Raw genomic sequence first — 13,680 nt, 5'->3', positions numbered from 1 at the left:
AAAAAACCTCCTTCCTTGCTAATAAATTCTTCGTTATATTTAATTATCCATAGAAGTTATTTTAACATAAAACGCAAAAGTTTTCCACAATCTGTGGAAATAAATTCACATTGTTCTTTAAAGTTTTCCACAGATTGTGAATAAAGGAGTTTTTCTGTGATTTATTAAGTTTTTCTTATAAAATAAGAGTGGATAACTCTGTGACTTGAAAGAATAAAAATAACAGCCTTATTTAAAGCTGTCAATAATTCTTTGATATTCTTCTAGGTTTGAAAAATGAATACAAATTTTCCCTGATTGAGATTGTTCAGAAAATTGAAGAGAAATCTCTGTACCAAATATCTTTTTTAATCTTTTTTCTTCCTCTTTGAGGAAGAGATGATGTTTATTTTTTGTTACAGTTTTTGTCTGTTGGGAATGCAATTGTTTTTCTAACTGTCGAACTGAAAGGCTTTGAGATAAGATTTTATCAAACCACTGATTTTGCTCTTTTTCTGAGAGATTAATGAGCAGACGAGCGTGTCCCTGAGAAATATTTCCTTCTTTTATCGCTTCGATAATATTGAGAGGTAAATTTAATAACCGGACGGAATTTGTAATATAAGGACGTGATTTTCCCATAGTTAGAGCGATTTCTTTATGTGTCAACCCTTTGTCAATCAAATATTGATAAGATTGTGCTTCTTCTATAGGATTTAAATCTTCTCGTTGTAAATTTTCAATGATGGCTTGCTTCATCATTTCATCATCTGTTACTTCTTTTATAATAGCTGGTATATTTGTTAAGCCTGCTAATTTAGCAGCTCTAAAACGCCTTTCACCAGCTAGCAATTCATAACCAATTATCGGAGATTTTCGTACAATGATGGGCTGAATAATCCCATGTTCTTTTATAGAACTAGCAAGTTCAGCAATTTTTTCTTCTGAAAATTCTTTTCTTGGTTGATAAGGATTTGTTTGGATGTCATTAAGTGTGATATATTGATATTTTTCCATGTTTATATAGAATAACACACCTTTACAATTCTGTAAAGATGTGTTAATAAAGTGTCAATTATTTGAATCTAAATCTTTTGTAGATTTTGTAAGCTTAATGGTAGTAGTAGTTTCTTTTCCATCACGATAGAAAGTGATTTTTATGTTGTCACCAATTGAATGTTTGTATAAAGCGGATTGTAAATCACTTGTTGAAGAAATTTCTTTATCATCTACTTTTGTAATCACATCATATTTTTGAAGTTTTCCTTCAGCTGGCATTCCAGATTGAGCTGAACGTACGACAACTCCACTAGTTATTTTTGATGGAAGTTTTAAGCGTGATAGATCTGAACTAGACAGATTAGTGATGTCAATCATTTGGATTCCTAGAGCTGGTCGTGTAACAGTTCCATTTGCTTCTAACTGGTTAATAATGTTTATAACATCATTAGATGGAATAGCAAATCCTAATCCTTCAACCGAAGTTCCGCCGTTGCTAGCTATTTTACTTGAAGTAATACCAATTACTTGTCCTTGGATATTCACAAGTGGTCCACCAGAGTTCCCTGGGTTAATAGCTGTGTCTGTTTGAATAGCTTGTGTTGAAATCGTTTGTCCGTCTTCAGATTTTAAAGAAACATTACGATTTAAACTAGAAATAATTCCTTGCGTCACAGTGTTAGCGTAATTTGATCCGAGCGGACTTCCAATCGCAATAGCTGTCTCACCAACCGTCAATTTACTAGAATCTCCAAATTCAGCAACTGATTTTACTTTATCAGCACTAATGCGAACAACGGAGATATCAGAATAAGTATCTGACCCTACAATTTCTCCAGGAACTTTATTACCATCTGCTAAACGAATGTCAACTTTTTTAGCACCACTGATAACGTGAGTATTGGTTACTAAGTAAGCGTATTTTCCATCTTTTTTATAAATAACCCCAGATCCTTCGCTAGCTACTTGTTGAGAATTATCATTGTTATTATTTGAATCATCATTTCCAAACACGCTGTTTTGTGAATTATTATTAGCATAGGTAATAACGGATACCACAGCATCTTTCACTTTACTCACAGCTTGTGTTGTGGAATTTGTATTTTTATAAGCAGTAGTAACTTGATTAACTTTAGTCGTTGTAGAGCTATTTGTTGATAATTTAGATGAAGTTAAGTTTCCAAGTAAACCACCGATAAAACCTATAGCTAAGACCATGAAAAGCAATAACAATTTTTTTGTGAAATTTGAAGAGTTTTTCATATCTTCCTCCTAGTTATTTCAATTACTGAAAGTATAAAGAATTTAACTTAATTATAGCTTAAATGTTTTATCTTTTCCACAAATTGTGGATAACTTTTAAAATCTGTGATTTTCTAAGTCATTTATAAGGTAATTTATTTTTTATCCTGTGAATAAGGTGTGAAATAATTGTGGATATGGTAGAATAGAGATATGAAAATAAAACTTGTAACTGTTGGAAAATTAAAAGAAAAATACCTTAAAGATGGAATAGCAGAATATATAAAACGTTTAGGACGCTTTACTAAATTTGATATGATTGAACTTCCAGATGAAAAAACACCTGATAAGGCAAGTCACTTAGAAAATCAACAAATTCTTGACAAAGAAGGGACTCGTATTTTATCGAAAATTAATGATAAAGAATTTGTGATTGCTTTAGCTATTGAAGGGCAACAATTTCCGTCAGAAGAATTCAGTAAGAGATTAAGCGATGTGACTGTTCGTGGATTTTCGGATATTACTTTTGTGATTGGTGGGAGTCTTGGTCTATCTACTGCTGTCAAAAAAAGAGCTAATTTGCTGATGAGTTTTGGAAAATTGACACTTCCTCATCAGTTAATGCGATTAGTTTTAGTAGAACAAATTTATCGATCGTTTATGATTCAACAAGGAAGTCCCTATCATAAGTAATCTTGACGTCATAGGCTTTTTTTGTTAAAATGATAGAGCATTGGTCTCATAGCTCAGCTGGATAGAGCATTCGCCTTCTAAGCGAACGGTCGCAGGTTCGAATCCTGCTGGGATCATATAAGAAAAGGGCACGGGAAAGCGTGCCTTTTTCTATAACTGGATAAAGAAGTCTTTTGAGATGCAAAAATGTATCGTTTAGAGTTTTTTTCAATTTATTTATGAAGATTTTGTATAATTACCTTGTAAGATGTCTTACAAAAAACAAACATTAAGGAGAAATTATGAAAAAGTTGTTTGCTAAAAAAGAGGTAGTAAAAAAGGAAGTTGTAGAATTTAAAGAACTGAATGATGAGCAGTTAGATAAAATCATTGGTGGGGATAGGAGGGATCCTAGAGGAATGATTGGAATTGGGAAAAAATTATTTGGTTAGGAGATTTTATCATTATGAATCTGGATAAAATACTTATAATCATTTCTTTTATTATCGGAATTTTATCTTTTTCAATTGTTCATAAAAAAATTAGTAAAGTGAAAATTATAGATTTTCGCTTTACTTTATTGTGCTTGTGTTTATTTTTATTTTCATCTTTTATAAATTCGATTAATTCCTTATTAGCCTATTTATGTTTATTATTAGAGCCTATTATAATTTACTTCTATTTTTATCGCTTTAAGAAATATGAGAAGTGTATATCAGTTTTTGCAACCTTTTTAATTTATTCATCTGTAACTACCTCTGAACCCTTCTTTTCAGTTATTATTTCGTCTGTTACAGGTGATAAGTTTGTTGATAGATACTGGGGATTGTTCTATATTTTTATCAATATTATTTCTTTAATTTTTATTTTAAAAGCAATTGATTATTTTAAGTTTAATTTTAAATATTTTAAAAAGGCGGATTTCAAAGAGAATATTTTGCAGTTAAACTTTTATCTCTTATTTATTCATTTTTTATTAAATTTATCGCATTGGCTTAGTAATATGAAAAATTTAAATAGTTTTTCTAGTATGATTGCTACAATTTGCTTTTTAATGTTTATGTCAACTTTATTCTACTTACAATCTATTCGCGAAAAGTATGAAAAAGAAGAACAAATTAAACAAAAAGAACGAGAACAACTACAATTACAAAAATATACAGATGAAATAGTGAGTCTGTATAATGAAATTCGAGGTTTTCGTCATGATTATGGAGGAATGTTGGCAAGCTTCCAATCAGCCATTCATACAGGAGATATAAAAGAAGTAGAGCGAATTTATCAGGAAGTGCTAGTAAATGCTAATTTACAACTTCGTTCAGATAAATATACGTATTTTGATTTAAATAATGTTGGAGATTCAGCACTTAGAAGTGTTATGACACAAACCTTATTTAAGACGCGTGACTATAATATAGAATTAACATTTGAAGTAAAAGATTTTGTCAAACCCTTGCCGATTAAATTGTTAGATTTGGTTAGAATGACAAGCGTCCTTTTGAATAATGCCATAGAAGGAGCAGCAGAAAGTTATCAAAAAACGATGAATGTTTCTTTGGTGGATTTAGATACAGAAACAATCTTAGTTATTCAAAATTCACGTAAGAAACGACCGCTAGATTTAGAAGAGATTTACCAAACTGATTTTTCAACAAAGGGTGAAGGACGTGGTTTAGGCTTAAGCAATATCAAAGAAATTATTAACAACTATGAAGGAATTATCCTCGATACTAAAATTGAGGATGAATATTTTACACAAGTAATAAGAGTAAGGAAAGAAGGTTTATAATGAAAGTATTAGTATTAGAAGATGAAATTACACATCAAGTAAGAATGGAAACAACTTTGGTAGAGATTGCAAAAGAAATGGGAATTACGATAAAAGTTAAAGTAACTGGAAAAGTAAGGGAATTTAAAGAATATATTGAAAACGATGAAGTAAATCAATTATATTTTTTAGATATTGATATCAAAGGAGAGGAAACAAAAGGTTTAGAAATAGCAAAATTTATACGTCATCACAATCCGTATGCCATTATTGTTTTTGTTACAACGAAATCAGAATTTGCCACTATGACCTTCAAATATAAGGTATCTGCACTGGATTTTGTTGATAAAAATTTGAGTGATGTTGCTTTTAAAAAACATATAAAAGACAGCATTGAGTATACAAAAGCGACATTGATTGAAAATAAAGATATGGTGGATTATTTTGAATATAGCTTTCGTGGCGGAGAGGTTAGAATGCCTTTTAATGACATTTTATATATTGAAACGACAGGCTCTTCTCATAAATTAAGAATTGTCGGTAAAAACTTTTTTAAAGAATTCTATGGCACTATTGCAGATATTCAAGAAAAAGATAAAGAAACAAGACGTTTCTTTTCACCTCATAAATCCTACCTAGTCAATATTGGAAACATCAAAGGTTATGACAAAAAAATGCGAGAAATAATTTTTTATGAAGATCATCGTTGTCCGATTACTCGAATGAAAATTGGAAAATTAAAAGCTATTTTAGAGGAATTAAAAGGATAAATAGAATAGATAATGAAATAGCAAATATAGTTAAATTTTTAAATAAAAACTATTGACAAAGTTCTCCAAACTGGTATAATAGTATATGTTCTGTGAAAGAACATATATGGTCCGTTGGTCAAGGGGTTAAGACACCGCCTTTTCACGGCGGTAACACGGGTTCGAATCCCGTACGGACTATATCATCCGGCATAGCTCAGTTGGTAGTAGCGCATGACTGTTAATCATGATGTCGTAGGTTCGAGTCCTACTGCCGGAGCTACTAAGCATTCTTTAGGAATGCTTTTTTTACATTGTAAAAATATAATAAAAACCAAACTGTTTTCTTGTGCAGTTTGGTTTTTCAATTATAACGATTTTTTCTTACGTATCTTATTGTAAATTATAAATAACGCGATTCCAGATAAAAATGCTGTACTACCTTCTTTAAGACCATTTGGGATAAATGTCAGTTTTATTTTTCCTGCGCCTTTTTTGACATCAATTTTCATAAAGCCATTTTGTGCTCTTGAAATTTTAATTGATTTTCCGTTTTGTGTGGCAGTCCAACCTTTATCATAAGGAATTGTGAAGAATAAAGAACTATCTCGTTGAGCTTGATAATGTGCTGTTATTGTATTATGTTTTGTTGTCACAGATACTTTTTGTCGTTGAATCTTGTTTATCGCTTGTTGAAAATGACTGGTGTCAAGCTTATAAAATTCAGGACTATCAAATGAAACTTTTGAATTATCTGGGAAAGATATTTTAACGGTTATGATTTGTTTTTGCTTAAAATAACCAAGATTAAAAAATGGAAAGACATTGTTGGTACCATAATGCATTTTTTGATTGTTATTTACAGTTATGTCAACTGATTTTTGGTTATCATTTGAGAAAGTTAAGTTTGGCAGAGTTAAATAAACTTGACTATTTGCTGGAACTTCTAAAGTGTAAGTGATGCTGGCAAAAGAGTCATAACTTTCTTTATCTACTTCTGCAGCTATTCTATTTCCAACTTGCTTAACATTATGATTACTTGTAGGAGGTAATCTGTGATAGTATTTTAAATTTAATCCAGAAAGCTGATTGAGAAAACGAGTTTGATTATCTAATGTTAAGTGATTAAACTTTACATCTCTGTAAATTGAATTTGTTAAAAATGCTAGTGAATTAGCATTTTTATTTTCATAAAGTGTTAAATTATCTTTCGTTTTAATGGAAGTAAAACCATATTTTTGAGGATTGTTTGTTGAAATATTATATTTTACACCCAATAAGCTATCCATAAGGATACTATTGTTTTGATAACGTAAGTTTAAATTAGTTCCAGATGATTTAAAACCTAATTTATCAAGAATAGAACTAGCTGCAATATTGCGAACAGAAGAAAATTGAGAGATACCATTATAATTGTATTTCATACTGTCATTTCCGGTTTGAATAGCTAATTTTTCAGTTCTAAAGAAATTGGAATTTTTCTTTTTACTGTAGTTGACGAGTAAATCAATAGCTGTTAAATCTTGTTCATAAGCATTTCTACTTGCAAAGACCCATTCTTTTGCAATTCCTTCCATTTGATAAAAACTATTTAAACTTAGTTCAAAGCAAACAAATAATAAAGTAGAAACAGTAAATATTTTAACAGAAATATATTTTTTTGCATAAGCCCAAGAAATTAAAAGATAAGCGACTAAAAATTCTAATGTTAAGATGAAATTAACAGAACCTAAAAATTTATAATGCTTCTTAAAAATAAAAGTAGCAATAAAACCAAGTCCTAAGATAGAAAAACTGGCTAGAATGTTTGTGAATTTAATTTCTTTTAGACGCTCCAAGCTTTCAGCCGCTAAGAAAATAATGACAGTAGAAAAAGTCCAAGAGTAACGATGTAGGAACATATTTGGCGCGTGCATACCTTGCCAGAGCAGATCCAAAGGCTGTAAGTAAAAACTAGCTACTAAGAATATAATTAAAATAACATAGGAAAGTTTCACGTGAAACTTAATAGACTTTAAAGTGAAGAAGAGAATCGCTAGTAATAATGGAATAAGCCCAACATAAATCATCGGAATAGAGCCATATTTAGTTGTGTCAAAAGATCCAACAAAGTTTTTGGCAAAAATATCTAAATACCAGCTTTTTTCAGTCAGTAAGGTTGTCACTTTTGTTAATTTTTCACCATGAGTTTTTAAATCTAGAAAGGTTGGCAGAATCATGATGAGGCTAGTTATACCAGCTAAAATTGACACAACTGTAAAGTCTATGAAAGATTTAATCCTAATTTTAAAGTCCCATGAAGTTTGAACAAAGAACCACAATACAAGAAAGACTGCCATCATATACCCAAAATAATAATTTTGAATAAAAAGAATTGACAAAGCTGTAAAGTAAAGAACACGTCTTTTTTGAGTAATCAACTGATGTAAACCAAGTAAAATAAGTGGAATAATAATGAAGACATCTAGCCAAGTTTTTATTTCAAGTTGACTAACTGCAAAACTCATTAGAGCGTAGGAAGTTGACAGTATTAATATAAGATAAGGAGAAATTTTTTTAAAGATACCTTTAATACTGATGAAACAAGTTAATCCCATCAAACCAAACTTTATCAAAGTAAATAAGTATACTTCATCTGGCATATTTTTTAGATTGAAAAAATAAACTAAAGGTGATAAAAAACTCCCTAGATAATAGCTAGATAAGGCATAAAAGTTCAAACCGAGTCCACTTGTAAACGTATAAAAGATGTTATCTGTACCATGCAAAATATTCCTTAAAGTGACATCAAAAATAACATATTGATGAAATCCGTCTCCTAATAGCGGAGAAGTGTCACTTTTCCAATAGATTCCATTTATAAGGTAAGTTATAAACAGAATAAAAAATGGAATAAAAAAGGCTATCAAATAATAATTTTTGAAGAGTTTTTTGATTTTTTTCATAAGCTATCGTAAAATACTAAAATTTAAGGAACTGAATCTTTCATCAGCTCCTATTTTTTGAAAAGTTTAATCTTTCCAAAGACTATTGACTTTTTCTTGTATTTCTTGATTTTCTAAAAATTCATCATAGGTTTCGTCAATACGATCAATGACACCATTTTTAGAAAGAACAATAATATGATTAGCAAGTGTCTGGATAAATTCATGATCGTGGCTAGCAAAAATAATAGATTCTTTAAAGTTTTTTAGACCGTCATTTAGGCTAGAAATAGATTCTAAGTCTAAGTGGTTGGTTGGATCATCTAGTACTAAAACGTTTGATTTGAGAAGCATAAGTTTTGACAGCATGACACGAACCTTTTCACCACCTGACAAGACGTTGACAGACTTGTTAACCTCATCACTAGAGAAAAGCATACGACCTAGAAATCCTCGAAGGAAGGTGTTGTCATCTTCTTCTTTACTTGCAAATTGACGGAGCCAGTCAAGAATAGATTCACTGTTGGAAAAATCTTTGCTATTGTCTTTTGGTAAATAAGATTGACTAGTTGTAATACCCCACTTGACAGTTCCTTCATAGTCAATATCTTCCATAATAGCTCGAATCAAAGCGGTTGTTTGAATGTCATTTTGTCCAATCAAGGCTGTCTTGTCACCCGGACGCAAGATAAAGCTGATGTTGTCAAGGATGACTTCACCGTCAATCTTGACAGAAAGGTTTTCGACTGTCAAGAGGTCATTTCCGATTTCGCGTTCGGCTTTGAAGTTAATAAATGGATATTTACGGCTTGATGGGACAATTTCTTCCAGTTCAATTTTGTCAAGCATTTTTTTACGAGAAGTTGCTTGCTTAGATTTTGAAGCATTAGCAGAGAAGCGAGCAACAAATTCTTGCAGTTGCTTGATTTTTTCTTCAGCTTTAGCATTACGATCTGCTAAGAGTTTAGCAGCTAACTCACTAGATTCTTTCCAGAAATCATAGTTACCAACATAGAGTTTGATTTTACCGAAGTCCAAATCAGCCATGTGTGTACATACTTTATTGAGGAAGTGACGGTCGTGAGATACAACGATAACGGTGTTTTCAAAATCAATCAAAAAATCTTCTAGCCAAGAGATGGATTGAATATCAAGACCGTTTGTTGGTTCGTCTAGTAATAGAACATCTGGTTTACCAAATAGAGCTTTTGCAAGGAGAACTTTCACTTTATCTCCGTTTGATAATTCGCTCATATTTTGATAGTGGAGATTTTCTGGGATATTCAAGTTCTGGAGGAGTTGAGAGGCTTCACTTTCGGCCTCCCAACCACCTAACTCAGCAAATTCAGCTTCTAATTCAGCTGCTCGGACACCGTCTTCATCAGAAAAATCAGGTTTCATGTAAATGGCATCTTTTTCTTTCATAATGTTATAAAGATGCTCATTTCCCATGATAACTACATCAATCACTCGTTCTTCTTCATAATCAAAGTGATTTTGCCGAAGGACTGAGAGACGTTCGTCTGGTCCGAGTGAAATATTTCCAGTAGTTGGTTCGATATCTCCAGCTAGGATTTTTAAAAACGTTGATTTTCCTGCACCATTAGCACCAATTAAACCATAAGTATTTCCTTTTGTAAATTTGATATTCACATCATCAAATAATTTTCGATCACTAAAGCGTAGTGATACATCTGATACTGTAAGCAATATTTTTCTCCTAATTCTGTAATTAGTTTCATTTTACTAGAAAATTTGACTTTTTTCAAATGATTCAGGGATAAAATATGACATTTTAGAATATTGATAAGTAAGAGAAATTTCAAAAATTTATAATGAATTTAGAATATTTTTAGGAGGAGAAAATGAAAATTTTATTGGTAAATGGTTATCAAAAACATGAGTTTTGTAAAGGAGAATTAAATTTTAGTTTGTATAATATTATGTTGGATAAATTACGTCACAATCATGATGTGCAATTATCGTCAGTTGAGGACTATAATGTAATAGACGAGAGAAATAAGTTTTTGTGGGCAGATTTGATTATTTTTCAATTTCCTATTTATTGGTTTAATGTACCTGGGAAGTTGAAATTATATATGGATGAAGTCTTTGAATATAGTCAATTTTATTCATTTGCAGATACTTATGGACAAGGTGGTTTAATGAAAAATAAAGAATATATCTTATCCACAACTTGGAATGCCCCAGAAGAAGTTTTTAATAATCCGGCTGCATTTTTTGATGGAAAAAATGTAGATGATGTTTTGATTTCATTCCATAAGACCATGGAATTTTGTGGTTTAAAGAAAAGAAAAACACTATCTTTTCATAATGTTGTGAAAAATCCTCAATTTAAATTTTATAAACAGACAATAGAAGATTATTTTTTAAAAGAGTTGTAAATAGTGTAAAGGGGGGCGTAGAGTGTTAGTTGTTTTTAATTTTAAAAATCAGATGTCAATCAAGCAACAATTAGAATTGTTAGAGAAGTTCAATCAACCAATGAGCAAACAACATCAATTGATTATTGCTCCTATCATACCGGATTATAATGTATATCATTTTGACATTGCAGTTCAAAATTTGTCAATTAAAGGAAGAAATGTAGGTGATTTATCGCCTCAACATTTAAAACATTACAATATAGATTATGCTTTTGTAGGTCATTTAGAAAGGCAAAAGTATTTAAATGAAACAACAAGAATGATTCGCTCAAAGATTGACAATGCTTTACAGAAAGATATTATTCCTATTATTTGTGTAGGAAATCATGAAAATCCTATTTTTGAATGCGCAACATATTTAGATGATCTAAATCTTCAGGATAAACATATTATTGTAGCTTACGAAATATTGAGTGCAACATTAAAAGGAAAAAAAGATTATTCCTTTACAGAAGTTGAAGAAAGTTTTCAAGATTTAAAAGATTATTTGGACAATTTAAGTGTAAAGTTTGGGTTTACATATCAGTTGATTTTTGGTGGTGGTGTAAACCGTGAAGATATTGAACAGATTTTAACTATTGGATTTGATGGGATTCTTATTGGAGATAGAATTGAAAGTTTGGTTGAAACCTACCAATACTTACTAAAAGATACTCTTGTATTGATGTAGAAAGACAAGGAGAAGAAAAAATGAAATCAATTTTAGTAACAGGTGGAGCTGGATATATTGGCTCTCATACTGTAAAGGCACTTTTAGATGCTGATTATTATGTGCATGTTTTGGATAATCTAGCATCAGGTGTCAGGGATGCGGTGGATGTAAGAGCACACTTTAAAGAACTGGATGTTTATGATGAGTCTGCATTAAAAGCTTATTTACAATCTCATAAAATTGATGCTGTATTGCACTGTGCAGGGGAAATCGTTGTTAGTGAAAGTATTGAAAATCCTAGTAAATATTTTGCAGCAAATGTAGCTGGTATGAATCGTGTGTTAAAAGTATTATCAGAAGTAGGAATTGATAAAATTATATTTTCTTCTACAGCTTCAGTTTATGGCAATAATTGTATGGATAAACCTGCAAATGAAGATACGCTATTAAATCCAGTAAATCCTTATGCAGAGACAAAACTGATGGGAGAACGCATGATTTATTGGATGGCCAACCGCTATAGTTGGAAATATGTCATTTTTCGTTATTTTAATGTTGCTGGTGCTGCTATGGATACTTCAAATGGTTTGAGGGTTAAAAATCCGACACATATTATCCCTAATATTAATAAAACGGCTCTTGGACAAAATGATGCTTTAAAAATTTATGGCGATGATTATGAAACGCGAGATGGCTCATGCATTCGTGATTATATTCATGTTTTAGATTTAGCGCAGGCACATGTAAAGGGATTTGATTATTTGTTTACAGATTCGTCAACTTCACAGATTTTCAATTTAGGAACAGAACAAGGTTATACTGTCAAGGAAATTTACAATACTGTAGAGCAAATTTTACAGCAAAAAATTCCTCATGAAATTGTGGCACGTCGTTCTGGTGATCCAGCAAGTGTGTTAGCAAATGCCTCTAAAGCAAAAGAATTTTTAAATTGGCAAGCAACTTATTCTTTGAAAGATATTATATTATCTGATTATAAATGGCGTGTGAAAGCTGGTAATTCAATTGTCAAATAATTTTAAGAAGTATAGAAATAGTTTCTACACATTTTTCTTGAAAATGGTATAATATTATCAAGAAAATTCAAGGAGAATGTGATGTCAAAACCTATTATTTTAACAGGAGATCGTCCAACAGGAAAATTACATATTGGTCATTATGTAGGAAGTTTGCGAAATCGTGTTTTATTACAAGATGAAGGAAAATATGAATTATTTGTATTTTTAGCTGATCAGCAAGCCTTGACAGATCATGCTAAGGATCCTAATACAATTGTAGAGTCAATTGGAAATGTAGCATTAGACTATTTAGCTGCTGGATTAGATCCTGAAAAGACAACCATTTTTATTCAAAGTCAAATTCCTGAGTTGTCAGAATTGTCAATGTATTATATGAATTTGGTGTCATTAGCGCGTTTGGAACGTAACCCAACTGTCAAGTCAGAAATTGCTCAAAAGGGATTCGGTGAAAGCATTCCAACTGGTTTTTTAGTTTATCCAATTGCACAAGCAGCAGATATTACTGCCTTTAAAGCGAATTATATTCCAGTAGGAAATGATCAAAAACCAATGATTGAACAAACTCGTGAAATTGTACGTTCTTTTAACTATACTTATAATTGTGATGTCTTAGTAGAACCTGAGGGCATTTATCCTCAAAATGAAGCAGCAGGACGTTTGCCGGGGCTTGACGGAAATGCAAAAATGTCTAAATCTTTAAATAATGGTATTTATTTATCTGATGATATGGATACTCTACAAAAGAAAGTGATGAGCATGTATACTGATCCTGACCATATCAAGATTGAAGATCCTGGTAAAATAGAAGGCAATATGGTTTTCCATTATTTAGATGTGTTTGGTCGTCCAGAAGATGCGCGAGAAATTACAGCCATGAAGGAACACTATCAACGAGGCGGACTGGGAGATGTGAAAACAAAACGCTATTTATTAGAAATTTTAGAGCGCGAGTTAGGACCGATTCGTGAACGTCGTGTTGAATTTTCGAAAGATATGGGAGCAGTCTACACTATGCTACAAAAAGGTAGCGAAAAAGCACGTCAAGTAGCTAGTCAGACTCTTTCTGATGTAAAATCTGCTATGGGAATTAATTATTTCAAATAAATTAAGAAAGACTGTCACTAAAAGTGATGGTTTTTTAGATAATAGTGATTGACAAATACAGATAGAATGGTATCATATTAACAATAAATACGAGCTGTGCTCAATCA

General features: G+C 31.3%; 12 protein-coding genes and 3 tRNA genes. 11 read left to right on the top strand and 4 right to left on the bottom strand.

Annotated elements, in window-relative coordinates:
- Nucleotides 1-228: 228 nt before the first annotated feature.
- Entirely contained in the window at nt 229-996 is a 768-nt protein-coding gene (locus tag EHW89_RS09355; protein ID WP_003032028.1) for a ParB/RepB/Spo0J family partition protein, read from the bottom strand.
- 54 nt (nt 997-1,050) lie between these two features.
- On the bottom strand, nt 1,051-2,241 hold the full coding sequence (locus EHW89_RS09350) for a S1C family serine protease (protein WP_003032033.1): 1,191 nt from the start codon (nt 2,239-2,241) through the stop codon (nt 1,051-1,053).
- A gap of 192 nt (nt 2,242-2,433) precedes the next feature.
- Here EHW89_RS09350 and rlmH point away from each other — a divergent pair, with 192 nt between their 5' ends.
- The 7 genes from rlmH (at nt 2,434) to EHW89_RS09315 (ending at nt 5,689) form a co-directional block, all read left to right on the top strand.
- A complete protein-coding gene (gene rlmH / locus EHW89_RS09345; RefSeq protein ID WP_126468015.1) occupies nt 2,434-2,913 on the top strand; it encodes a 23S rRNA (pseudouridine(1915)-N(3))-methyltransferase RlmH in 480 nt (159 codons plus the stop codon).
- A gap of 42 nt (nt 2,914-2,955) precedes the next feature.
- Nucleotides 2,956-3,029: transfer RNA gene (locus EHW89_RS09340), tRNA-Arg, on the top strand.
- A 165-nt stretch (nt 3,030-3,194) separates the two neighbouring features.
- On the top strand, nt 3,195-3,344 hold the full coding sequence (locus EHW89_RS09335) for a bacteriocin (RefSeq protein ID WP_106388355.1): 150 nt from the start codon (nt 3,195-3,197) through the stop codon (nt 3,342-3,344).
- Nucleotides 3,345-3,358: 14 nt separating this feature from the next.
- Nucleotides 3,359-4,681 carry a sensor histidine kinase gene (locus tag EHW89_RS09330; protein ID WP_126468013.1) on the top strand — a complete coding sequence of 441 codons (1,323 nt, stop codon included), beginning with the start codon at nt 3,359-3,361 and terminating at the stop codon, nt 4,679-4,681.
- A complete protein-coding gene (gene comE, locus EHW89_RS09325; protein ID WP_126468011.1) occupies nt 4,681-5,430 on the top strand; it encodes a competence system response regulator transcription factor ComE in 750 nt (249 codons plus the stop codon). Before EHW89_RS09330 ends, comE begins: the two co-directional genes overlap by 1 nt.
- Nucleotides 5,431-5,538: 108 nt before the next feature.
- Nucleotides 5,539-5,610: transfer RNA gene (locus tag EHW89_RS09320), tRNA-Glu, on the top strand.
- Nucleotides 5,611-5,615: 5 nt separating this feature from the next.
- Nucleotides 5,616-5,689, top strand: a tRNA-Asn gene (locus EHW89_RS09315).
- A gap of 88 nt (nt 5,690-5,777) precedes the next feature.
- Here the strand turns inward: EHW89_RS09315 and EHW89_RS09310 are convergent.
- Together EHW89_RS09310 and EHW89_RS09305 are read right to left on the bottom strand one after the other, a co-directional pair.
- Complete coding sequence (locus EHW89_RS09310) at nt 5,778-8,354, bottom strand: YfhO family protein (protein ID WP_126468009.1); 2,577 nt, start codon at nt 8,352-8,354, stop codon at nt 5,778-5,780.
- A gap of 66 nt (nt 8,355-8,420) precedes the next feature.
- Complete coding sequence (locus EHW89_RS09305; protein WP_126468007.1) at nt 8,421-10,043, bottom strand: ABC-F family ATP-binding cassette domain-containing protein; 1,623 nt, start codon at nt 10,041-10,043, stop codon at nt 8,421-8,423.
- Between the two features lie 155 nt (nt 10,044-10,198).
- Between EHW89_RS09305 and EHW89_RS09300 the strand changes: the two genes are divergently transcribed.
- The 4 genes from EHW89_RS09300 (at nt 10,199) to trpS (ending at nt 13,573) form a co-directional block, all read left to right on the top strand.
- Complete coding sequence (locus tag EHW89_RS09300; RefSeq protein WP_022526724.1) at nt 10,199-10,738, top strand: NAD(P)H-dependent oxidoreductase; 540 nt, start codon at nt 10,199-10,201, stop codon at nt 10,736-10,738.
- Nucleotides 10,739-10,760: 22 nt separating this feature from the next.
- Complete coding sequence (locus EHW89_RS09295) at nt 10,761-11,450, top strand: triose-phosphate isomerase (RefSeq protein WP_126468005.1); 690 nt, start codon at nt 10,761-10,763, stop codon at nt 11,448-11,450.
- A 20-nt stretch (nt 11,451-11,470) separates the two neighbouring features.
- Complete coding sequence (galE, locus tag EHW89_RS09290) at nt 11,471-12,466, top strand: UDP-glucose 4-epimerase GalE (protein WP_126468003.1); 996 nt, start codon at nt 11,471-11,473, stop codon at nt 12,464-12,466.
- An 81-nt stretch (nt 12,467-12,547) separates the two neighbouring features.
- Nucleotides 12,548-13,573 carry a tryptophan--tRNA ligase gene (trpS, locus tag EHW89_RS09285; RefSeq protein ID WP_126468001.1) on the top strand — a complete coding sequence of 342 codons (1,026 nt, stop codon included), beginning with the start codon at nt 12,548-12,550 and terminating at the stop codon, nt 13,571-13,573.
- Nucleotides 13,574-13,680 lie beyond the last annotated feature (107 nt).

It is taken from the genome of Streptococcus periodonticum, assembly GCF_003963555.1.
GTDB lineage: Bacteria > Bacillota > Bacilli > Lactobacillales > Streptococcaceae > Streptococcus > Streptococcus anginosus.
This window is presented reverse-complemented; position numbering and strand designations above follow the sequence as displayed.

What these genes read in the sequence shown, in the direction of transcription:
- EHW89_RS09355 (WP_003032028.1), bottom strand. Translation starts at nt 996, where the DNA reads ATGGAAAAATATCAATATATCACACTTAATGACATCCAAACAAATCCT.
- EHW89_RS09350 (WP_003032033.1), bottom strand. Translation starts at nt 2,241, where the DNA reads ATGAAAAACTCTTCAAATTTCACAAAAAAATTGTTATTGCTTTTCATG.
- rlmH (WP_126468015.1), top strand. Translation starts at nt 2,434, where the DNA reads ATGAAAATAAAACTTGTAACTGTTGGAAAATTAAAAGAAAAATACCTT.
- EHW89_RS09335 (WP_106388355.1), top strand. Translation starts at nt 3,195, where the DNA reads ATGAAAAAGTTGTTTGCTAAAAAAGAGGTAGTAAAAAAGGAAGTTGTA.
- EHW89_RS09330 (WP_126468013.1), top strand. Translation starts at nt 3,359, where the DNA reads ATGAATCTGGATAAAATACTTATAATCATTTCTTTTATTATCGGAATT.
- comE (WP_126468011.1), top strand. Translation starts at nt 4,681, where the DNA reads ATGAAAGTATTAGTATTAGAAGATGAAATTACACATCAAGTAAGAATG.
- EHW89_RS09310 (WP_126468009.1), bottom strand. Translation starts at nt 8,354, where the DNA reads ATGAAAAAAATCAAAAAACTCTTCAAAAATTATTATTTGATAGCCTTT.
- EHW89_RS09300 (WP_022526724.1), top strand. Translation starts at nt 10,199, where the DNA reads ATGAAAATTTTATTGGTAAATGGTTATCAAAAACATGAGTTTTGTAAA.
- galE (WP_126468003.1), top strand. Translation starts at nt 11,471, where the DNA reads ATGAAATCAATTTTAGTAACAGGTGGAGCTGGATATATTGGCTCTCAT.
- trpS (WP_126468001.1), top strand. Translation starts at nt 12,548, where the DNA reads ATGTCAAAACCTATTATTTTAACAGGAGATCGTCCAACAGGAAAATTA.